17 protein-coding genes and 1 pseudogene are annotated in these 20,454 nt (G+C 73.6%); 11 read left to right on the top strand and 7 right to left on the bottom strand.

The genetic code is table 11. The annotated features are described in order from the left end of the window. Positions 1 to 106 precede the first annotated feature (106 nt). Positions 107 to 1,246, bottom strand: a complete 1,140-nt coding sequence (locus tag IF28_RS0114020; protein ID WP_037893204.1) for a hypothetical protein — start codon at positions 1,244 to 1,246, stop codon at positions 107 to 109. A gap of 505 nt (positions 1,247 to 1,751) precedes the next feature. Between IF28_RS0114020 and IF28_RS0114015 the strand changes: the two genes are divergently transcribed. From IF28_RS0114015 to IF28_RS0113995, 5 genes are all read left to right on the top strand, one after another. Further along, the gene (locus tag IF28_RS0114015; RefSeq protein WP_030218887.1) at positions 1,752 to 2,153 is read left to right on the top strand and encodes a hypothetical protein; all 402 of its coding nucleotides are present in this window, start codon (positions 1,752 to 1,754) and stop codon (positions 2,151 to 2,153) included. Beyond that, positions 2,150 to 2,926 (top strand): hypothetical protein, encoded by a 777-nt coding sequence (locus IF28_RS0114010; RefSeq protein ID WP_030218882.1) that lies wholly within the window; start codon positions 2,150 to 2,152, stop codon positions 2,924 to 2,926. Before IF28_RS0114015 ends, IF28_RS0114010 begins: the two co-directional genes overlap by 4 nt. Positions 2,927 to 2,964: 38 nt before the next feature. Then, positions 2,965 to 3,486 carry a roadblock/LC7 domain-containing protein gene (locus tag IF28_RS0114005; protein ID WP_030218879.1) on the top strand — a complete coding sequence of 174 codons (522 nt, stop codon included), beginning with the start codon at positions 2,965 to 2,967 and terminating at the stop codon, positions 3,484 to 3,486. Between the two features lie 87 nt (positions 3,487 to 3,573). Continuing rightward, positions 3,574 to 3,948 carry a hypothetical protein gene (locus IF28_RS0114000; protein WP_030218876.1) on the top strand — a complete coding sequence of 125 codons (375 nt, stop codon included), beginning with the start codon at positions 3,574 to 3,576 and terminating at the stop codon, positions 3,946 to 3,948. Between the two features lie 127 nt (positions 3,949 to 4,075). Then, positions 4,076 to 6,445, top strand: coding sequence for a glycoside hydrolase family 65 protein (locus IF28_RS0113995; RefSeq protein WP_030218873.1), 2,370 nt, complete (start codon positions 4,076 to 4,078; stop codon positions 6,443 to 6,445). Between the two features lie 100 nt (positions 6,446 to 6,545). On the opposite strand, the gene IF28_RS0113990 is transcribed toward IF28_RS0113995, so the two are convergent. The 4 genes from IF28_RS0113990 to IF28_RS0113975 all read right to left on the bottom strand — a co-directional run bounded on the left by IF28_RS0113990 (position 6,546) and on the right by IF28_RS0113975 (position 12,063). After that, positions 6,546 to 7,910 (bottom strand): FAD-dependent oxidoreductase, encoded by a 1,365-nt coding sequence (locus IF28_RS0113990; RefSeq protein ID WP_030218872.1) that lies wholly within the window; start codon positions 7,908 to 7,910, stop codon positions 6,546 to 6,548. Between the two features lie 134 nt (positions 7,911 to 8,044). After that, positions 8,045 to 10,783 carry a SpoIIE family protein phosphatase gene (locus IF28_RS0113985; RefSeq protein ID WP_030218870.1) on the bottom strand — a complete coding sequence of 913 codons (2,739 nt, stop codon included), beginning with the start codon at positions 10,781 to 10,783 and terminating at the stop codon, positions 8,045 to 8,047. Between the two features lie 210 nt (positions 10,784 to 10,993). Next, positions 10,994 to 11,539, bottom strand: coding sequence for a hypothetical protein (locus tag IF28_RS0113980; protein WP_030218867.1), 546 nt, complete (start codon positions 11,537 to 11,539; stop codon positions 10,994 to 10,996). Between the two features lie 29 nt (positions 11,540 to 11,568). Next, positions 11,569 to 12,063 (bottom strand): ATP-binding protein, encoded by a 495-nt coding sequence (locus IF28_RS0113975; RefSeq protein WP_234325162.1) that lies wholly within the window; start codon positions 12,061 to 12,063, stop codon positions 11,569 to 11,571. A 181-nt stretch (positions 12,064 to 12,244) separates the two neighbouring features. Between IF28_RS0113975 and IF28_RS0113970 the strand changes: the two genes are divergently transcribed. Both IF28_RS0113970 and IF28_RS0113965 read left to right on the top strand, forming a co-directional pair. Then, positions 12,245 to 12,475, top strand: coding sequence for a DUF397 domain-containing protein (locus IF28_RS0113970; RefSeq protein ID WP_030218861.1), 231 nt, complete (start codon positions 12,245 to 12,247; stop codon positions 12,473 to 12,475). Positions 12,476 to 12,629: 154 nt separating this feature from the next. After that, the gene (locus IF28_RS0113965; RefSeq protein WP_030218858.1) at positions 12,630 to 13,550 is read left to right on the top strand and encodes a helix-turn-helix domain-containing protein; all 921 of its coding nucleotides are present in this window, start codon (positions 12,630 to 12,632) and stop codon (positions 13,548 to 13,550) included. A 69-nt stretch (positions 13,551 to 13,619) separates the two neighbouring features. On the opposite strand, the gene IF28_RS0113960 is transcribed toward IF28_RS0113965, so the two are convergent. Then, on the bottom strand, positions 13,620 to 14,441 hold the full coding sequence (locus tag IF28_RS0113960) for an SAM-dependent methyltransferase (protein ID WP_030218855.1): 822 nt from the start codon (positions 14,439 to 14,441) through the stop codon (positions 13,620 to 13,622). 280 nt (positions 14,442 to 14,721) lie between these two features. On the opposite strand from IF28_RS0113960, the gene IF28_RS0113955 reads away from it, so the two are divergent. Next, on the top strand, positions 14,722 to 16,419 hold the full coding sequence (locus IF28_RS0113955; RefSeq protein WP_051713745.1) for a tetratricopeptide repeat protein: 1,698 nt from the start codon (positions 14,722 to 14,724) through the stop codon (positions 16,417 to 16,419). A 46-nt stretch (positions 16,420 to 16,465) separates the two neighbouring features. Here the strand turns inward: IF28_RS0113955 and IF28_RS0113950 are convergent, their stop codons facing one another. After that, entirely contained in the window at positions 16,466 to 16,672 is a 207-nt protein-coding gene (locus tag IF28_RS0113950; protein ID WP_030218851.1) for a hypothetical protein, read from the bottom strand. 114 nt (positions 16,673 to 16,786) lie between these two features. On the opposite strand from IF28_RS0113950, the gene IF28_RS0113945 reads away from it, so the two are divergent. From IF28_RS0113945 to IF28_RS39825, 3 genes and pseudogenes are all read left to right on the top strand, one after another. Continuing rightward, a complete protein-coding gene (locus IF28_RS0113945; RefSeq protein WP_030218849.1) occupies positions 16,787 to 16,999 on the top strand; it encodes a hypothetical protein in 213 nt (70 codons plus the stop codon). Positions 17,000 to 17,294: 295 nt separating this feature from the next. Continuing rightward, a complete protein-coding gene (locus tag IF28_RS0113940) occupies positions 17,295 to 18,197 on the top strand; it encodes an alpha/beta hydrolase family protein (protein WP_030218848.1) in 903 nt (300 codons plus the stop codon). Between the two features lie 192 nt (positions 18,198 to 18,389). Next, positions 18,390 to 20,429 (top strand): annotated as a pseudogene (locus tag IF28_RS39825) (LuxR C-terminal-related transcriptional regulator); the annotation flags it as partial. Between the last annotated feature and the right edge of the window lie 25 nt (positions 20,430 to 20,454).

Here is a 20,454-nt window from a genome sequence, read left to right as displayed (position 1 = left end):
CACGGGTGGGCGCGACGGCACCCCGCAGGCGCCGGGCCGCGCGAACACCCCCCGCCCCACCCCCACCCGGGGCACCTCGCAGGACGCCGCGCCGCGGCCGCACCCGCTACTGGTCCGGCGCAGCCGGCGCAGGATCCTCGGGAGCGGAACGCCTCCCCCTGTTGCCGGCCTTCAGCCACTCCAACGTACGGGTGAGCCCCTGAAGGGGAGACGAGGGCGTCGAGACCTCCGCCGACACAGCAGGCTCCCCCGAACCCGCCCCCGCGGACTCCCGGAACACCGCCAACGCCTCATGCGCCCGCTCCGCCGCCTCCCGATACAGGTCCCGGGACTTGGTCATCGCATCCAGCGCCTCCGCATACCGCGCCACCAGCGCCCGTTCCCGATCGAGCTCCTCAACCAGAGTCAGCAGCCGCCACTCCTCCCGCAGCGCGGTCAGCGCGGCCTGCGCCCCCTCCGGCAGCGCACGCGGCAACGCGTCGTACCGAACCACCGCGTCCACGAGTTCAACGGGCTCCGTCCCGTCCAGATACACCGCGCGTACGGCGAAGGCGTCGGCCTCGTACCCCTCGGGAGCCGGAGCGCCCGGCAGCACCACCGCACCCCCGCGCGGAACCTCCACACCGAACTCCCGCAGCGCCCAGTTCGCCACGCGCGACTGCTGGGGCGCGGCCCGGTGCTCCACGACACGGTCCCGCAGCCCCGGCGGCAGCCAGCGCGTCAGCGGCAGCCGGCCGCGCTCGTCCGGCGTCATCGCCTCATGGACGACGACATGGATGTGCCACGCGTCGCGCGCGCAGTCCCGCAGCAGCCGCCGTACGGCCTTGTCGTCCTCGGGCAGCGGGTTGGCGGCGCCCGGCCGTACTCCCGTCACCGGGTCGGTGTTCCACTCGGCGTCCGGCGCCGGTTCCGCCGGCCAGAACATGGCGGCCGGGGACGGCCAGGAAGGGTCCCAGGGCTGCTCCGCCTCGGCGACCAGGATCCAGTCCCGGCCCGCGTCCGTGCCCGGCGCGAGGCTCAGCCGGGCGCGCACGGTGACCCCGTCGCCGACCCGGCTGCGGGCCTCGAACACCAGGTCGGGTTCCGTCTCGGGGGCGGGGAGTTCCAGGAAGTCGTCGATGTCCTGGCCGGCCTTGAGCCAGTGCAGGGTGTGCCGGAGCGCGGCGTCGGCTCTGCCGGTGTGGCGACCGCGGGCCAGCCGGACGGTGGGCGGGACGGTGGGGCGGCTTGAACGGGTGGTCGACATGGGTCCAGTCGTGAACGGGGGCGCGTGCTCCTGCCAGTATCGCCGCCGTCGCCCGACGGGGTGATCCCGGGCTCCACCGACGGCGTGTCGCACACGGGGTGTGCGCACCGCACACAAGCCGACCGCCCTCCACACGTGGTCCCACCCGCCCACGCCCACCACAATGTCCCCGGCGGGCGGGGGAGACCCACCATCCGCACCGGGGCCGCCCCCGCCCGCCCCGGGCCGGGCGGGCACGCACCCGCACCCGTCCCGAACGCTCACCCGCACCCCCGGCCCCTTCTCGAGCCACCGAGTCGGGTGGTGGGGTGGGCAGGGGCCGCCGACCGCGGGCCGGGAGGGACGGAGCCCCTTCACACCGGACAAAGGCCCGGACCCTACCAGCGCCGCACGGCCCACGTCGCATATTCCCCCGGAAAACGCCAAACCCCTCACCTCGCCCGTGCACACACCGTAGCGTCGACGTCACGTTCGCGGTACAGCCGTGCGAGAAGGGGGATCCGGCGTGCCCGGAATCGACGAGAGTCTGCTGGAAGCCATGCGACTGCCGGGTGCCCGCGGCGCCCTGGTCGTCGACTGGATCAGCGGACTCGCCCTGGGAGCGGTGGGCGAGGCCCCGGGCGAGGACGCGGAGGCCACCGCCGCGGAGACCGCCGAACTCGCCCGTCTGGCGATGGAGAGCGGCACGCTCGCCCCCGCCGACGGCGGCCACCCGAGAACCGGCAAGGAACCACCCGTCGACGACCTGATCCTCACCACCGCCGACGCCTACCACCTGATCCGCTTCGTCATCACCACGTTCGACAGCACCGTGTTCCTGTACCTCTGGCTCGACCGCGAAGCGGGCAACCTCGCCCTCGCCCGGATCCGGCTGGCCGAGATGGCGGACCGGCTGGTGCTCGGATGACCACGGCGTGCACCGACGGAACCGCGCCGGAACTGCTCGGCACCCTCGCGGCCGACCACGCCACCGGAGCGCTCTCCACGGAGTCCGGGATCTTCTACCTCTCGGCCGGACGCGTCGTCCACGTGGAGTCCGCGTACAGCCCCGACCTCGGAGACCTGCTCACCCGCAGCGGCGCCGTCGCCCCGGCCGGCTGGTGGGACGCGGTCGAACAGGCGGGGGCCGCGCACGGCGTCGGCCGCCGGCTGGTGGACAGCGGCCGCCTCACCACGGGCGCGCTGGAACTGTGCCATCTGGGCGCCCTGTTCGACGCCGCGTACTTCGCGCTCGTCCACGACGGCGCCACGCTCCGCTTCCGCCCCGGGGTCGCGCACTGGCTCGGCGCGGTCCGCCCCGTACCGGTGTCGACCGTCCTCGGCGAGTCACGGCGCCGCCGCGACCTGCTGCACCGCATCTGGCCCGACCCGTCCGTCGACACCGCCCCGCTCACCCGCGTGCCCGGCACCGGCCCCGCCGAACTGCCGCCCCGCCGCGCCCGCACCCTCGCCCAGGTCGACGGCGCCCGCACCGCCGCACAGATCGCCTCCGCCCTCGCCCACCGCACCTTCCACACCCTCGTCGAACTGCGCCGCCTGGCTGCCGGCGGACTGGTCACCCCCGCGCCGCCCCCGCCCGCCACGCCCGTCCACGCCGTCCCCGACACGGGCGGCGCGGCGTGGGACGAGCCCGACACAGCCCTGCTGAGACGGCTCCTGGACGCCTTGGAGGCCCTGTGATCCGCGCGCGCCGGCAGCGTGCCGAAAGGAGACTGCTCATGGCCGTCGAGACCGACGTGCTGGACGAACTGCGTCGGCTCCGTACCCGGATACCCAAACTGACGGGCTCCCTCGCCGCCACCGTCGACGGACTCGTCCTCGCCCACGACGTCCCCGACGCCGAACCGGAGGGGCTGGCCGCGCTCACCGCCGCCGCGCTCGGGGTCGCCCACCGGATGACGGACGCCGCCGCCCGCGGCGACTTCCGCGAACTGCTGGTGCGGGGCGGCAAGGGCTATATCGCGACCTACGCGGCCGGCACCACGGCCGTTCTCACCCTCCTCGCCGACGACAGGGTCAACGTGGGCCGGCTGCATCTGGAGGGACGGCGCAGCGGCGCCCGGATCGCGGAGCTGGTGGACACCCACAGCGGCCCGGGCGGCGGGCGGCACGCCGACCGGCTCGCGCTCCGCGAGCAGACCCCCGAGCCGGGGGAGATCCCGGCCCGGCCCATCGGCACCCTCCCGGTGCGGACCCCGCAGCGGCCCGCACACCGGCCCCGGCCCCAGCCCGGCGGCTGACGCCTGCTTCTCTCCCACGGCCGGACGCCCTCGCAGGACCCGGCGGCCGGCCCGGATCACCCATCACGACAGAAGGGACACCCACCCATGGCCAACACCGAGACCGCGCTCAAGGAATGCCTCAGCTCCATCGACGGCGCGACGGCGGCCGCACTCGTCGACTACACCAGCGGCATGGCCCTCGGCACGCTGGGCGGCGGCAAGGACTTCAACCTCGAGATCGCCGCCGCCGGCAACACCGACGTCGTACGGTCCAAGCTGCGCACCATGGAGCACCTGGGGCTGAACGACGAGATCGAGGACATCCTGATCACCCTGAGCAGCCAGTACCACCTCGTCCGCCTGCTCAAGGGACGGGGCGGGAACGGCCTCTTCCTGTATCTGGTGCTCGACAGCACCCGGGCCAACCTGGCGATGGCGCGGCACCAGCTGCGCCGTATCGAAGCCGACCTCGAGGTCTGACCCGGTGCCCGGGCCCTTCGCGCCCCCGGGTGCGAAGGGCCCGCCGGCGGCCGGGGCGTGTGTGCGGGGCACCCGCCAGGGGTACTCCGGTGGTCGACCGCCTGCCGTCGGCGGGAGGAGCGGCGCAGTGACGGGCTGGACCTGGGAGAACGAGGGGTACGACCCCGACGGGGCGCGGCTGAGGGAGTCACTGTGCACCCTCGGCAACGGATACTTCGCCACCCGCGGGGCGCTGCCGGAGTGCTCCGCCGACGAGGTGCACTATCCCGGCACGTACGCCGCCGGTATCTACAACCGGCTGGTCTCCGAGGTCGCCGGACGGCATGTCGAGAACGAGGACATGGTCAACCTGCCCAACTGGCTGCCGCTGCGCTTCCGGCTCCCCGGCGAGCCCTGGCTCACCCCCGACACCGCGGCCGTGCTCGACCACGGCGAGACGCTGCATCTGTCGTCCGGGCTGCTGGAGCGCCGGACCCGGTTCGGCCTCGGCGCGGGACGGACGCTGCTGGTGCGCCAGCACCGGTTCGTGCACATGGCCGCCCCTCATCTGGCGGGCCTGCGCACCGAGTTCACCGCCGAAGGCTTCTCCGGCCCGCTCGAGACCGAGGCCGCGCTCGACGGCGACGTCACCAACACCGGTGTGCCGCGCTACCGGGACCTGGACGGCCGTCACCTCACCCATGTGCTCACCGGGACGACCGCCGCGGACACCGTGTGGCTGCGCTGCCGCACCCGCACCTCGGACATCCGGATCGCGCTCGCCGCCCGGCTGACCTCGCCCGCGCCCGTCGTCAACCGGCACGACCGCCCGCGCGCCCTGCAGACCACCCGCCTGGAGCTCGCCGCCGGGGAGACGGTCACCGTCGACAAGATCGTCGCCCTGCACACCTCCCGCGACCCCGCGATCAGCGACCCGCTGCACGCCGCCGTGGACCGGGTGACCCGGGCGGGCGGCTTCGACGAGCTGCTGCCGCCGCATCTGACGGCCTGGGAGCAGCTGTGGCGCCGGGCCGAGCTGGACGTTCCGGGTGAGGCGGGCCGCATCCTGCGGCTGCACCTCTTCCACGTCCTGCAGACCCTCTCCCCGCACACCGCCGACCTGGACGTCGGGGTGCCGGCCAGGGGGCTGCACGGCGAGGCGTACCGGGGCCATGTCTTCTGGGACGAGCTGTTCGTCCTGCCGTACCTCAACCTGCACTTCCCCGAGGTGTCCCGCGCGCTGCTGCACCACCGTCACCGCCGTCTGGAGCGCGCCTGCACCGCCGCCCGGGACGCCGGGCACCGGGGCGCGATGTATCCGTGGCAGAGCGGCAGCGACGGCCGGGAGGAGACCCAGCAGCTGCACCTCAACCCCCGCTCCGGCCGCTGGCTGCCCGACCACTCCCGTCTCCAGCACCACGTCGGATCGGCGATCGCGTACAACGTGTGGCAGTACTGCGAGGCCACCGGCGACCAGGAGTTCCTGCAGACCAAGGGCGCCGAGACGCTGCTGCAGATCTCCCGCTTCTGGGCGGACACGGCCGCCTACGACGACCATCTGGGCCGGTACCGCGTCAAGGGCGTGGTCGGTCCCGACGAGTACCACGACGCCTACCCGGACGCCGCCGAGCCGGGCCTCGACGACAACGCGTACACCAACGTCACGGCCGCCTGGGTGCTCGCCCGCACCCTGGACGTACTGCGCGCTCTTCCCGAGCCGCGCCGCCGTGAACTCGCCGAGCGGACGGGACTGGACGCGGCGGAACTCGAGCGGTGGGAGGAGGTCTCACGCACCCTGTACGTCCCCTTCCACCACGGTGTCATCAGCCAGTTCGAGGGCTACGGCGAACTCGCCGAGCTGGACTGGCGGGGCTACCGGCACCGGTACGGAGACATCCGGCGCCTGGACCGGCTGCTGGAGGCCGAGGGCGACACCGTCAACCACTACCAGGCGTCCAAGCAGGCGGACGTCCTGATGCTGGGCTACCTCTTCTCGCCCGCCGAACTCCAGTCCGTCTTCCGCAGACTGGGGGTGAGCCTGGACGAACGGACCTGGCGGCGCACCGTCGACCACTATCTGCACCGCACCAGCCACGGCTCCACCCTCAGCGGTCTGGTCCACGGCTGGGTGCTGGCCCGGGCCCGGCGGGCGGACGCCTGGAAGTTCTGCCAGGAGGCCCTCCAGGCGGACATCGCCGACATCCAGGGCGGTACCACCGGGGAGGGCATCCACCTCGGCGCCATGGCCGGCACACTCGACCTCGTCCAGCGCGGGCTGACCGGCCTGGAGACCCGAGGCGGGGCCCTGTGGCTCGACCCCGTCCCCCTGCCCGAACTCTCCTCCTACGGCTTCACCCTGCGCTACCACGGACACTGGGGCGTCCGGCTCCGGCTGGAGCACGACCTGCTGGAGGTCGCCGTACCGGCCTCCGGCCGCACCCCGATCGAGGTCCACCTCCCGGACCGCACGGTCCGTCTCCGCCCGGGCGAGACGGACCGCCTGACCCTCCCGGACTGACCGCCGGCCGGCCCGCGGGCGGACCCGCCGTGGACGCCCGGGCGCCCGTCCGGTCCGCGTACGGACCGGACGGGCGCTCGGAACCGGGCCCTTCGGCGGGTCAGGCGCCGCTCTCGCGGAGCATGTCCTCACGTTCGACGAGCTTCACACGCTCGCGGCCCTGCGCTTCGCCCAGCGCCTTCTCCGCGGCGTCCAGGCGGTACCAGCCGTCCCAGGTGGTGAAGCGGATGCCGCGCTCGGCGAGGAACGCGTCGACGGCCTCCGGGGCGGGGGCGCCGGGAGCGGCGAGCCGGCCCGCCGCGTAGTCCTCCAGCAGGTTCGCCACCGTCTCGTTGGCGTCGCCCTTGGTGTGGCCGATCAGGCCCACCGGACCGCGCCGGATCCAGCCGGTGACGTACGTGGACTCCAGGTGCTCACCGGACTCCTGGAGGACGCGCCCGCCCCGGTCCGGGACCGTGCCCGAGTCGAGGTCCCAGGGCAGCTTGGGCAGCTTGTCGGACAGATAGCCCACGGCCCGGTAGACCGCGCTGACGTCCCAGTCCTTGAACTCGCCGGTGCCCTTCACATTGCCGGTGCCGTCGAGTTCGGTGCGCTCGGTGCGCAGGCCGACGACCCTGCCGTCCTCGCCGAGGATCTCCGTCGGCGACTCGAAGAAGTGCAGGAACAGCTTGTGCGGACGGTCGCCGGCGTCGCGGATCGCCCAGTTCTCCAGGGTCTTGGCGACCATGTCGGCCTGCTTGTTGCCGCGCCGGGTCGCGATGGAGCCGTCGTCGTAGTCGATGTCCTCGGGGTCGACGATGACCTCGATGTTGGGGGAGTGGTCCAGCTCCCGCAGTTCCATCGGGCTGAACTTCGCCTGCGCCGGGCCGCGGCGGCCGAAGACATGGATCTCCAGCGCCTTGTTGGCCTTCAGGCCCTCGTACACGTTCGCCGGGATCTCGGTCGGCAGCAGTTCGTCGGCCGTCTTGGCCAGCACACGGGCCACGTCGAGCGCGACGTTGCCGACGCCCAGCACGGCGACCTTCTCGGCCTCCAGGGGCCAGGTGCGCGGCACGTCCGGGTGGCCGTCGTACCAGGAGACGAAGTCCGCGGCGCCGTAGGAACCGTCCAGGTCGATGCCCGGGATCGAGAGCGCGCGGTCCGCGGTGGCGCCGGTGGCGAAGATCACACCGTCGTAGAAGGCGCGCAGATCGTCCAGGTGGACATCGGTGCCGTAGTCCACATTGCCGAACAGCCGGATCTGCGGCTTGTCGAGCACCTGGTGCAGGGCGGTGATGATGCCCTTGATCCGCGGGTGGTCGGGGGCGACACCGTAGCGGATCAGTCCGAACGGCGCCGGCATGCGCTCGAAGATGTCGATGGACACGCCGGGTTCGGCGGCCACGCTGGACTTGAGCAGGGCGTCGGCGGCGTAGATCCCGGCGGGGCCGGATCCGACGATGGCTACCCGCAGGGGGCGGGGCATGGTCAGGTTCCCTTCGAGCGATGACAGGCGACTCGATGGGAAGCCTAAACTGAGGCATGCCTTACCTGGTACGCGGGTCCGGTCTATGGGCTCATAAGCCTCACTTATGAGGTGCCCCTGCCTCGCCTTATGGCTCAGGGAACGGGCTGTGCGGCCCAGATGACCTTGCCGGCCGGCAGATAGCGGGTGCCCCAGCGCTCGGCGAGCTGGGCGACCAGGAACAGCCCGCGCCCGCCCTCGTCCGTCATCGTCGCGTACCGCAGATGCGGCGAGGTGCTGCTGCTGTCGTACACCTCGCAGATCAGATGGCGTTCGCACAGCATCCGCACCCGGATGGGGGAGCCGCCGTAGCGCAGCGCGTTGGTGACCAGCTCGCTCAGGATCAGCTCCGTGCTGAACGCCAGCTCGTCCAGCCCCCACTCGGCCAGCTTCCGGGTGACCGCGGCCCGCACCTCGCCGACGGCCGCCGGATCCGCCGGCACCGTCCACTCGGCGATCCGGTCGGCGGGCAGCGCCCGCGTCCGCGCCACCAGCAGCGCGATGTCGTCGACGGCCCGGGCCGGCCGCCGCGACTCCAGTACGACCCTGCACGTCTCCTCGGGGGAGTCGCCGGCCCGGGACAGCGCCTCGCGCAACTGCTCCAGGCCTACGTCGATGTCGTGCTCCCGGTCCTCGACCAGCCCGTCGGTGTACATGACGAGCCGGCTGCCCTCGGGAAGCTCCAGGTCGGCCGACTCGAACGGCAGACCGCCGAGCCCCAGCGGGGGACCGGCGGGCACGTCCACGAACTCCACACTGCCGTCCGGCCGCACCAGGGCGGGCGGGGGATGACCCGCGCGGGCGACGGTGCAGTGCCGGGAGACCGGGTCGTAGACCGCGTACAGACACGTCGCTCCCGTCACCGGGGCGCTCTCGTCGTCCTGTGCCTCGTCCTGGTCGATACGGCCGACCAGCTCGTCGAGCAGCGCGAGCAGCTCGTCGGGCGGAAGGTCGAGCGAGGAGAAGTTGTGCACCGCCGTACGCAGCCGCCCCATCGTGGCCGCGGCGTGCAGCCCGTGTCCGACGACATCGCCGACCACCAGCGCGACCCGGGCCCCGGACAGCGGCAGCACGTCGAACCAGTCCCCGCCGACACCGGCCTGCGCGGGAAGGTAGCGGTAGGCGATCTCCAGGGCGCTCTGGTCGGGCAGCGTGCGCGGCAGCAGGCTCTGCTGGAGCGTCACCGCCATGCCGTGCTCGCGCGTGTAACGCCGCGCGTTGTCGATGGAGACCGCGGCCCGCGCGACCAGTTCCTCCGCCAGCGCCAGCTCGTCGGTGTCGAACGGCTCGTCCTTGCGCGAACGCCAGAAGCTGACCACCCCCAGCACCAGCGCCCCGGCCCGCAGCGGCACGGTGATCAGCGAGTGGATGCCGTACTCCATGACCTGCCCGGAGCGCTCCACGTCCTGCGCGTGCCAGCCCGGAGCCTCGCTGAGCCGGGGCTCCAGGACGGGCCGGCCGGTGGCCAGGCTGACGCCCTGCGGGGACGACTCGACGAAGCGGATCTGCTGGTCGGTGGGGTAGAGCGGGGCGTCCTCGCCGCCCCCCGTCGACGCCGCACGCCGCAGGACGCCGCCCGCGTCCGGATGACCGCCCGCCAGTACCGCCTCGAAGAGGTCCACCGTGACGAAGTCGGCGAACCGCGGCACGGCCAGCTCGGCGAGCTCCTCGGCCGTGCGGGTGACGTCCAGGCTCGTACCGATGCCCACACCGGCGTCGTACAGCATGTTGAGCCGCTCGCGTGACTCCTCCGCCCGGCCGGACAGGGCGCGCAGCTCGGTGGAGTCGCGGACCGTGGCCACACTGCCGCGCGGACCGCCCACCCGGTCGGTGGGCCGCTGGTTGACGGCCAGCAGCCGGTCGGCGACCAGGTGCACCTCGTCCGTGGCGACCCGGCCCGAGGACAGCAGCTCGGCCGTGCCGGGATCCAGCCCCAGGTCCAGCACGTGCCGGCCCTCGGCGTCCTCGGGCAGGCCCAGCAGCCGGCGTGCCTCGTCGTTGGCGAGCATCAGCGTCCCGTCGCCGTCGACGATGATCACGCCCTCGCGCACCGCGTGCAGCACCGCGTCGTGATGTTCGTACATCCGGGTCATCTCGTGCGGACCCAGGCCGTGGGTCTGGCGCAGCAGCCGTCTGCTGACCAGGGCCGCGCCCCCGGTCGCCAGGGCCAGCGCGGCCAGTGCCGCGCCCAGTACGAGCGGCAGCTGGTCCTCCGCCGCCCCGCCGACGTGCTCGGTCGTGATGCCCGCCGACACCAGGCCCACCACCCGGCCGCCGGAATCCTTCACCGGCACCACGGCCTGCACCAGCTGCCCGATGGTGCCCTTGATCTCCTCCACCACCGGCTGCCCGGCCAGCGCGGGCCCGAGGGTGCCGACGAACTTCTTGCCGATGCGGTCCGGCTTGGGATGCGTGTAGCGGATGCCGTCGGTGTTCATGACCACGACGAAGTCGACCCGCGCCTGCTCGCGCACCGCCTCGGCATGCGGCTGGAGCACCGCCGTGGGATCGGGGGACTCCAGCGCCTCGACCATGCCCGGCGCGTTCGCGAAGGTCTCCGCGACGGCGAGGGAACGGTTGCGGGCCTCCTGGGTGCTGTCGCGCCGGACCTGGAGCACCAGCGCCACGACGGCGGCCACCACCAGCAGCAGCACGATCACCAGGTGCAGGACGAACACCTGGCCGGCGACGCTGCGCCCGCTCAGCACCGACCGCAGTCCCGCCGCCGGACGCCACCGGGAGCGGCCGTCTGCGTCCCGCCGGCGCCGTACGGACGCCGCGGCACCGGGCCGCAGGGACGACCGGGCCTGGGATCGACCCTTGAGTCGGACCATGTGCCATGTCTACACTGCCGCGCCGTGCGAGGCGAGAGGCGCCACCCGCCCGACCGGCGGGTCGTCACCGATCCGTCACAGGATTTCCGGGTCGCGCGCGGCCGTCCCCCCGTTGACCGCGCGCGACCCTCCCCCCAGCGCGCGGCTCGTCCCCCGAAGGGCCGCGCGCGTTCTTCGACCGGGCCACCCCGGCGGCCGTGCTCCGCGGCCTCAGTCGGCCAGGGCGCGGGCCAGCTCCGTGGTGGCGCGGGCGATCTCGGTGTCCGGCTCGGCCAGCAGCCGGTTCAGGTCGCCGCGCCGGGCGCGCACCGCCTGCCGGGCGGCCCGCTCCCACACCACCGGGTTCTCGCGGCGGTTGAGCAGCTTGGGGTAGGCGGCGGCGGTGCTCTCCCACTGCCGGGCGTCGGCGATGGCCTTGAGCAGCTGGATGATCCGGACCCGGCAGGTGATGTGCGGCAGCTGGGCCAGCTCCCAGAGGAAGGGGACCGTGGCGGCGGTCGCCTGTTCCGTGACGAAGCCGTACTGGCAGATCCGCTTGCGCAGATCCTCCAGGGCGGTGCGGGCCGTGCGGGCGTCCCCCCAGGCGATGCCGTTCAGCAGCAGCGGGATGGCGGCCGCCGATCCGGTGGAGTCCTGCATGTCCGCCCACGGCACGCGGGACACCGCGGTGAGGGGCGTGGTACGGGCCACTTTGGTGGGGGACGTGTGGCGCACAGGGCGCTCGCTGCTCGGTTGTTCCGTAGAAGCGCTGCGCATGGCGTGGATGCCTTTCCGCGGCAGTCGTGTCAGATGGGCGGGCGGGTCGACAACTGGACCCACACCGTCTTGCCCCGGCCCTCGGCCGGGGCGTCGACGATGCGCGGTCCCCGGCCGTGCTCCGCCGGGCCGGAGCCGGCGCCGGGGGTGCGGACGGGCGGGTGGTCGTCGGAGTCGGTGGCGCTGGGCAGCGGGTGCGTGGGCTCCCGGCAGGACCTCGGCCGGACGTCCGGCGCACCCGCGCGCCGCGGTGCCGTGTGGGTCACGGCGTCGGCGATGAGCTCGGTGATCAGCAGGGTGGCGTCGGCGCGGCGGTCGCCCGGCGGCCGGGCGCACAGGGTGTCCGGGGTGAAGGCCCGCGCCCGCGCGGGCCCCTCCCGGCCGCACCCGGTGCGCAGGCCGGCCGAGGGGGACACGGGGCGGGCCGTCTCCGGCACCGGGCGGGCGGGCGCCACGCGGGCGCCCGCCGTCCGGATCACCGTCCCGGCCGGTGGCCGGAGCGGTGGAAGCGCAGGTGATGACACGGCATCTCCCCGATGCGACGTCAGGACGGGGCGTCAACACGGGGGTTGACGCCACGGCTATTATCCACGCTGAGAGCGCTCGTGTGCAATTGCACGAGAAATTGCGCGAGATTTTTCGCCGATGCGCGTCCGGACCCCCGAACGGCGCGCACCGGCGGACCGGGACAGCAAGGAGACAGCGGTGGCAGGAGTGCGGAACGGAGTGCGGGCCGGCCAGTTGGGCGCCCGCTGGATCAAGAGCCGGCACAGCAACGCCGAGGGCAACTGTGTCGAGGTGGCCCCGCTGCCCGACGGGAGCGTCGCGATGCGCAACTCCCGGGACCCCGACGGCCCGGCACTCGTCTATACGGCGGCGGAGCTGGCGGCGTTCCTGGCCGGCGCCAAGGACGGCGAGTTCGACCACCTGGTCTGAACGCCCGCGGCGAACCGGCGCGGGCCTCCCGGGCCGGTGCCGGGAAGCGGAGCACCGTTCACTACTTCCGCTCGGCTTTCGCACGTGGATGCGGTGAGGGACAGTCAGATGCGATAGTGTGAATCGCCCTTGTGCCGGTCTGCTGGGAGTCAGGATGTCCGCCGCGTCGCCTCGAATCTCCCGTCTGGAACCCTATCTGGACAGGTCCGAGCCCGCTCCGACCCTGCTGAAGATGCTGGTCGGTGTGCAGCTGGCCGGTTTCCGTGACGATGCCGGACTGTCCCAGGAGCAGGCGGCCCGCTCCGTCGGCTTCAGCCCGGCGAAGCTCTCCCGCATCGAGTCCGGCAAGGGCCGGCGCCCGCCGACCGAGGCCGATGTCCTCGCACTCCTGACGCGGTACGGCACCGACGAGTACGAGGCCTCGGTGCTGCTGAAACTGCTCCGGCGGGCCGGTGAGCCGGGCTGGTGGCAGCGGTACGACAAGCGGCTGATGCCCGAGTGGTTCGACCGTCTGGTCGGCCTCCAGGAAGCCGCCGCCACCATCCGTACGTTCGAGATCCAGTACGTCCCCGGACTGCTGCAGACCGCCGCCTACACCCGCGCGGTCGTCGAGCGGGGCCTGCCGAACGTCCCGTCCGGCGAGGTGCGGCGCCGGGTCGAACTGCGGATGCGCCGTGCCGAACTGCTGCAGCGCGAGGACGCCCCGCAGATCTGGGCCGTCATCGACGAATCCGTTCTGCTGCGCGTCCTGGGCAGCCGCGCCGTGATGCGCGAGCAGCTCGAGCACCTGGTGACGCTGGCCGGGCGCACCAATGTGACGGTGCAGATCGTCCCGCTGGACGTGACGAACGCGTCCGCTCCCGCCATACCCGTCACCTATCTGCGCTTCGGCGGCCTCGACCTGCCCGACGTGGTCTACCTGGAGCACATCAGGAGCGCCAACTTCCTCGAGGACCGCGACGAGACGGAGGAGTACCGGATCGCGCTGGACCGCCTCGCCGACGAGGCCCTCAAGCCGCGCGAATCGGTGGATCTGCTGCACCGGACGATCAAGGAGCGCTACGCCACGGTGTAGCGGCGGGCCGACGCGCCGACGCCCCCGTGGGACCCGAACGGTCCGGCGGGGGCGTCGTGGCGTCGGCGGCTACAGCGGAAGCCGCCCCACACCGCCGAACTCGATCCACTCCTTGGTGAGCTGACGGGGCGCCACCTCCGTGTCGGGCCGCCAGGTGGAGACCTCCACCAGACCCGGCTCCAGCACCTCCAGGCCCTCGAAGTACGACACCACGTCCCGCTCCCTGCGTACGCGCCCCCAGTGCCCCTGGGTCGCCTGGTCCATGAAGTCGGTGACGGCCCTGCGGACCTCGGCGTCCTCGCTGACGAGCTGGCACATCACCATGAAGCTGCCCGGAGCCAGCCGTTCCCGCACCCGGCGGGCCAGGGCGAGCGGGCCGTCGGCGTCGTCGTCCGGGATGCAGTGGAAGACCGAGTTGAACAGCACGCAGACCGGCTCGGAGAAGTCGATCAGACGCTCGGTCTCCGGATGGCCGAATATCCCGTCGGTGTCGCGCAGGTCGGCCTGGATCACCACCGTGCGCTGGTCCTGCTCCAGCAGGGCGCGGCCGTGCACCAGCACCATCGGGTCGTTGTCGGCGTACACCACGTGGGCGGTCGGGTCGATGCGCTGGGCGACCTGGTGGACGTTGTCCTGGGTGGGCAGACCGGAACCGTGGTCGACGTACTGCCGTATCCCGTACTCCTCGCTGAGGGTGCGGACCACCCGCTGGAGGAATCGCCGGTTGTTCAGCGCCAGCCGTCGGGTGCTGGGGACCACCTTGTCGAGTTCCTCGACCGCCGCCCGGTCCGCCGCGTAGTTGTCCTTGCCGCCCAGGTAGTAGTCGTACATGCGCGCCGCCGTCGGCACGGACGCGTCGATCTCGGTGGACAGCTGCTTACCGGTGTGCATCGTTCCCCCTGCGGGCCGCGCCAACTGGACTGGCTGGACAGGGAGTACATCCTAGGGAGACGCGCGGTCCCCGTGCCAGCCCGTCGGCGAACCCGGCCCGGAACGGACCCGGCGGTGACGTAGGGTGTTCGTTCGGGCGCCCGGTGTGAGCGTAGGAGTGGCGGCCCCCTCAGGTTGCCTGCGCACGCGCTTGTGCCCCGCTATCGTCGGGTTCGTCCCCTACGGACGTTCGTCGCCGGCGTCACCCGCGGCCGGCCATCCGCTGCCCCGGGAGGCACGCATGGACGACTACTACGACCTCGGCGACCACCGCCGGCCCGTGACGACCGTCTCCGCCGAGGCGCAACTCTGGTTCGACCGCGGACTGATGTGGACGTACGCGTTCAACCACGAGGAGGCGGTCGCCTGTTTCGAGCGCGCCGCCGAGGCCGACCCCGACTGCGCCATGGCGCACTGGGGCATCGCCTACGCCCTCGGCCCCAACTACAACAAACCCTGGGAGGCCTTCGACGGCGACGAACTCGTCCACACCGTCGCCCGCACCCACACCGCCGTCGAGCGGGCGCACGACAGGGCCGCCCACGCCACTCCCGTCGAGCGGGCCCTCATCGAGGCCCTGCGCGCCCGCTACCCCCGCGCGCAGGCCGCCGAGGACTGCTCGGTCTGGAACGAGCCCTACGCGGACCGGATGCTCGAGGTGTACGAGGACGCCCCCGGCGACCCGGACGTGGCCACCCTCTGCGCCGACGCCCTGATGAACCTCACGCCCTGGCAGCTGTGGGACCTGCGCACCGGCCGTCCCGCCGACGGCGCCCGCACCCTGGAGGCCAAGGCGGTCCTCGACGGCGCGCTCGCCACCGAGGCGGGCGCCCGGCACCCCGGCGTCCTCCACCTGTACATCCACCTGATGGAGATGTCCCCCACGCCCGAGGCAGCCCTCACCGTCGCCGACCGGCTGCGCGGCGCCGTGCCCGACGCCGGGCATCTGCACCACATGCCCTCACATCTGGAAGTGCTCTGCGGCGACTACCGCCGGGTGGTGTCGGACAACACCCTCGCCGTCGCCGCCGACGAGAAGTACCTCCGGCGGGCCGGCGCCATGAACTTCTACACGCTCTACCGCGCCCACAACCACCACTTCAGGATCTACGGCGCCATGTTCGCCGGCCAGTCGGCGATCGCGCTGGACGCCGCCGCCCGGCTCGAGGCCGCCGTTCCCGAGGAACTGCTCCGTGTGCAGAGCCCGCCCATGGCCGACTGGCTCGAGGGGTTCCTCGCGATGCGCGTCCACGTCCTGATCCGCTTCGGCCGCTGGGGCGACATCCTGGACCTGCCGTTCCCCGCCGACCCGGAGTTCCACTGCGTGACCACGGCCATGCTGCACTACGCCCGTGGCGTCGCCCTGTCCGCGACCGGCGCCGTCGACCGGGCCGAGGCGGAACGGGACGGCTTCCGTGCGGCCGTCCGCCGCGTCCCCGGCACCCGGATGCTGTTCAACAACACCTGTCTGGACATCCTCGCCATCGCGTCGGCGATGCTCGACGGTGAACTCGCCTACCGCAAGGGCGAGTACGACACCGCGTTCGCCGCGCTGGAGCGGGCCGTCGCCCTCGACGACGGCCTGCCCTACGACGAACCCTGGGGCTGGATGCAGCCCACCCGGCACGCCTACGGGGCGCTGCTGCTGGAACAGGGCCGGGTCGAGGAGGCCGAAGCGGTGTACCGGGCCGACCTGGGCCTCGACTCCACCCTGCCCCGCCCGCTGCAGCACCCGAACAACGTCTGGGCACTGCACGGGTTCCACGAGTGCCTGCTGCGCACCGGGAGGACCGGGGAGGCCGCGATCGTCGCCCGCCAGCTCAGGCAGGCGGCCGCGCTGGCGGACGTACCCATCGAGGCGTCCTGCTACTGCCGGCTCGAGACGGACCCGGGGGCGGCCGTGCGGGCGGCTCCGGAGACGGGTCGCCCCTGCCACTGAACCGGCCCGGGACGGACCGGCTCGGCGGCAGGGACGGGGTACCGTCTCAGCTCGCCTCGACGACGGACTGGAACGTTCTCATGCAGGAGAAGCAGTGCCGGTCGGTCGCGTGCCGATGCGTCGACTCGTTCTGCTTCTCCACTCCGCAGAGCGTGGATGACTTGTCCGACGTGAGGACATGCCACACCAGCTCCCCCGAGGTGTCTGCACCGCACCACATCTCGTGCATTCCCAGCTCCCTCCGGGTAGGCATGGAGGCCGCTTCCATACGAGCACGGGCCGGGTCCGGACGGCTCGTCCGGCGCGGCAGTCGGGTGACGTACCGGGCCGGGATGCATGGCGGCGGCACCGGCCGGATCCTGGAGGGATGAGGAAACCGCCGATCGTGGTGCACCCCCCGCTCGGGTCGGGCGGCCGCCGGGTGACCGTGCGCGGTGAGATCGTCGGCCTCGCGAACTCCGACCGGGACGTGGTGGAGTTCCTGCGCCGGGCAGGACTGCCCGAGGCCGAACGGCTGCTGGACGATCCCGCCTGGGTGAAGTGGGCCGGCGGCCGGGCCCACGTCTACGACGCGGCGTGACGGTCCCCCTCTGACGCACCGCGGCCACCGTCGGCGCCGACTCCGACGGTGACCGCGTCTGTCCCCGTACCCCCGCGTCCCTGTCGCATGCCGGGCGCCCCGGCCCGTCCGCTCCGCACCCGGCGCCGTATACGAGACCGGTGAGATTGCCGGTCCGCACCGGCCCCCTCCTCTCCGACAGTGGCACCGCCAGTCCATCGGCGGCGCCCCCGGCCGGGGCACGGCCCCAACCGTGCCGTGAACCATGTGCACCGACCGGCCGGGCGGTCCGCCGCGACAGAGAGGACCACTCGTCGTGCAGCAGCACCCCCACACCCGCAGGCGCCGGACCGGCCGGCTCGCCGGACTGACCGCGGCCCTCGCCGCCGCCGTCGCGCTCACCACCCTCACCGGCCCCGGCGCCCAGGCGGCCGACAACCCGTACGAGCGCGGCCCGGCACCGACCGAATCGAGCATCGAGGCGCTGCGCGGCCCGTACGCCGTCTCGGAGATCTCCGTCTCCTCGCTGTCCGTCACCGGCTTCGGAGGAGGCACCGTCTACTACCCGACCAGCACCGCCGACGGCACCTTCGGGGCGATCGCCATCGCTCCCGGCTTCACCGCCTACCAGTCCTCCATCGCCTGGCTGGGCCCGCGCCTGGCCTCCCAGGGGTTCGTGGTGTTCACCATCGACACCAACACCACCCTCGACCAGCCCGCCTCCCGCGGCGACCAGCTGCTCGCCGCGCTGGACTACCTCACCCAGCGCAGCGCGGTCCGCGGCCGGATCGACAGCGGCCGGCTCGGCGTCATGGGCCACTCGATGGGCGGCGGCGGCACCCTCGAGGCCGCCAAGGACCGGCCCTCCCTCCAGGCCGCGATCCCCCTGACCCCCTGGAACCTCGACAAGACCTGGCCCGAGGTCAGGACCCCCACCCTCCTGTTCGGCGCCGACGGCGACACCGTCGCCCCGGTCTCCACCCACGCCGAACCCCTGTACACCGGCCTGCCGTCCTCCCTGGACCGGGCCTATCTGGAGCTGAACGGCGCCACCCACTTCACGCCCAACTCGTCGAACACGACGATCGCGAAGTACAGCGTTTCCTGGCTGAAGCGGTTCATCGACAACGACACCCGGTACGAGCAGTTCCTCTGCCCGCTGCCCCGGCCGAGCCTGACGATCGAGGAGTCCCGCGGCAACTGCCCGCACACCTCCTGATCCCCCGACCCGGTGGCGGTCCGCGAACGGCGCGGGCCGCCACCGGCGTTGTGCGCGCGCACCGCCGGGCGCCGGGCGCCCTGGGCCCCGGCACACTCGTGGACGCACCCCCTCCACCCGGCCTTACGCGTGAGTAACGTCGATGGAATGACCGGACAGACGACTCCGCGACGGCAGACGGACCACCGGCTGCCGGACCATGCCGCGCGCGCCCACCGCTACACCGCCGCCGCGGCACGGGCGCTCCTCGCCGGGCACTCGCCCGCGGCCCTGCGCCTCCTCGACGCCGCCCGCAGCCGGCCGGCCCCCGCGTCGGTACGCGGCGGCGCGGAACTCCTGCGCGGCTCGGTACTCCTCACCGACGGCCCGGTGGCGGACGCCCACGCGTCCCTCCTCCTCGCCGCGACGCTGCTGGCCGCCACGGACCGGACCGCCGCCGACACGGCGACCCTGGCAGCGGCGGAAGCGGCCTGGTCCGCCGGTGATCCGACGGCCTGCCTCCACGCCCTCGCCCTCCACACCGCCCCCACGCCGGCCACGCCCACGCCCGGCACCGTCCCCGGCCGTGGAGCACCGGCCACCGGGCCGCCGCCTCCCGGCACCGCCGTCCGCCCGACGGCCGAAGCCGGCACCGGGGCGGCGTCACCGTCCGGCGTCCCCCGGCCGCCGGGCCTTCCCTCCGGCTCGGGGCCGGACGTGCCGGTCGCGGCCGTCGGGCCCGAGCCGGAACCGTCGGCCGGCGGTCCCCGGCCGCCCTGCGCGTCCACCCGGTCGGGGGTGTTCGCGGGCCCCGGTGCCCGGTCGGTGGCCGGGGGCGGTTCCGGGGCGGACGTGCGGGCAGGGCTCTCGTCGCCTTCCGGCCCCGGTCTTCGGTTCGTCGCCGGTGACGGCCCGGAGGTGCCGCCATGTGAGCACCCGCCGTCCGGATCTCCCGGCCCGGGCGGGGCCGAGACGGAAGCGGCCGCCGGGGGTGGGGGCCCGGGGGCCGGTGGTGACGTGTGGAGCGCCGTTGAGGGGCGTTCCGCGGTGTTGCGTGATCACCGGGACGGGATGCGGGATGTGCTGCTGGGGCGGTTCGACCGGGCGGCCGGGCCGTTGCGGCGGGTGGTCGCGTACGAGCAGGGCGGCGACGGGGCCGAGTCGCTGCTGCGGGCCGCCTCCGCCGCACTCATGCTCGGCGACGTGGCCGCCGCCCGCCGCGCCGGCGCCCGGGCACTCGCCGCGGCCCGCGTCCACGGCTGCGCCGCCCTCGAACCACGGGCCCTGGAGTACCTCGCCTACGCCGAACTGCGTGCCGGACGCCACCAGCTCGCCCGCACCCACGCCGAGGAGGGGCTGCGCACCGCGTCCCGGACCGGGCAGCGCAACACCGCCGCCCACCACCACGCCGTACTGGCACTCGCCGCGTCCATCGAGGGGGAGCGGGACGTCGTCGCCGAACATGTCGAGGCGGCCCTGCGCACCGCCCGCCGGCACGGACTGGCCCAGGCCGCGACGCTCGCCCAGTGGGCCGCGGCCCGTGCCGACCTCGGTGCCGGCCGCCCCCGCGAGGCCGCGGACCGGCTCGGCCCGCTGGTGCGCCCCGGTGCGCGCCGCGGCCACTTCGCGGTGTGGATGCTCGCCGTCCCCTGCTTCGTGGAGGCCACCGCGCTCACCGGCCGCCCCGAACTCGCGGCCTCGGCGGTCGAGGACTTCGCCGTCTGGGCCGGGTGCCGGGCGGACCCGCAGGCCCCCGCCCAACTGCTGCGCTGCCGCGCCCTGCTGGCCGCCCCGGACGAGGCCGACGCCCTGTACCGGCGCGCCCTGGACCGCCACGAGGAGACCGCCGGCGACTTCGAACGGGCACGCACGGAACTGCTCTACGGCAAATGGCTGCGGCGCCGGCGCCGGCTGCGCGAGGCACGGACCCGGCTGGGGGAGGCCCTGATGGGCTTCGAACGCTGCGGCGCGCACCTCTGGGCGGAGCAGGCCGCCGCCGAGTCACGGGCCGGCGGCGCGGCCCCCGGCCGGACAGGTGCCGGGGACCTCTCCGCGCTGACCCCGCAGCAACTGCGTATCGCACGGTGCGTCGCCGAGGGCGCCACCAACCGGGAGGTGGCCCTGAGCCTGTCCGTCAGCACCCGCACCGTCGACTACCACCTGCGCAACATCTTCGCCACCCTGGGCGTCCGCTCCCGCGTCGAGCTGGTCCGACTGGTCGAACAGGCGGAAAAGACCGGTGCACGGCTCTAGGGACCGACCGGACGGTATGTCATCC

This window comes from Streptomyces sp. NRRL WC-3626, from assembly GCF_000718785.1.
GTDB classification, from domain to species: Bacteria; Actinomycetota; Actinomycetes; order Streptomycetales; family Streptomycetaceae; genus Streptomyces; species Streptomyces edwardsiae.
Note: the sequence above shows the minus strand (reverse complement) of the source record. Positions and strands in the feature narration are given on the sequence as shown.

Excerpts from the sequence above, each read along its gene's own strand:
- IF28_RS0114005 (WP_030218879.1), top strand. The coding sequence starts at position 2,965 with ATGGCCGTCGAGACCGACGTGCTGGACGAACTGCGTCGGCTCCGTACC.
- IF28_RS0113950 (WP_030218851.1), bottom strand. The coding sequence starts at position 16,672 with ATGCCTACCCGGAGGGAGCTGGGAATGCACGAGATGTGGTGCGGTGCA.
- IF28_RS0113965 (WP_030218858.1), top strand. The coding sequence starts at position 12,630 with ATGTCCGCCGCGTCGCCTCGAATCTCCCGTCTGGAACCCTATCTGGAC.
- IF28_RS0113980 (WP_030218867.1), bottom strand. The coding sequence starts at position 11,539 with ATGCGCAGCGCTTCTACGGAACAACCGAGCAGCGAGCGCCCTGTGCGC.
- IF28_RS0113985 (WP_030218870.1), bottom strand. The coding sequence starts at position 10,783 with ATGGTCCGACTCAAGGGTCGATCCCAGGCCCGGTCGTCCCTGCGGCCC.
- IF28_RS0113960 (WP_030218855.1), bottom strand. The coding sequence starts at position 14,441 with ATGCACACCGGTAAGCAGCTGTCCACCGAGATCGACGCGTCCGTGCCG.
- IF28_RS0113990 (WP_030218872.1), bottom strand. The coding sequence starts at position 7,910 with ATGCCCCGCCCCCTGCGGGTAGCCATCGTCGGATCCGGCCCCGCCGGG.
- IF28_RS0113945 (WP_030218849.1), top strand. The coding sequence starts at position 16,787 with ATGAGGAAACCGCCGATCGTGGTGCACCCCCCGCTCGGGTCGGGCGGC.
- IF28_RS0114000 (WP_030218876.1), top strand. The coding sequence starts at position 3,574 with ATGGCCAACACCGAGACCGCGCTCAAGGAATGCCTCAGCTCCATCGAC.
- IF28_RS0114020 (WP_037893204.1), bottom strand. The coding sequence starts at position 1,246 with ATGTCGACCACCCGTTCAAGCCGCCCCACCGTCCCGCCCACCGTCCGG.
- IF28_RS0113955 (WP_051713745.1), top strand. The coding sequence starts at position 14,722 with ATGGACGACTACTACGACCTCGGCGACCACCGCCGGCCCGTGACGACC.
- IF28_RS0114010 (WP_030218882.1), top strand. The coding sequence starts at position 2,150 with ATGACCACGGCGTGCACCGACGGAACCGCGCCGGAACTGCTCGGCACC.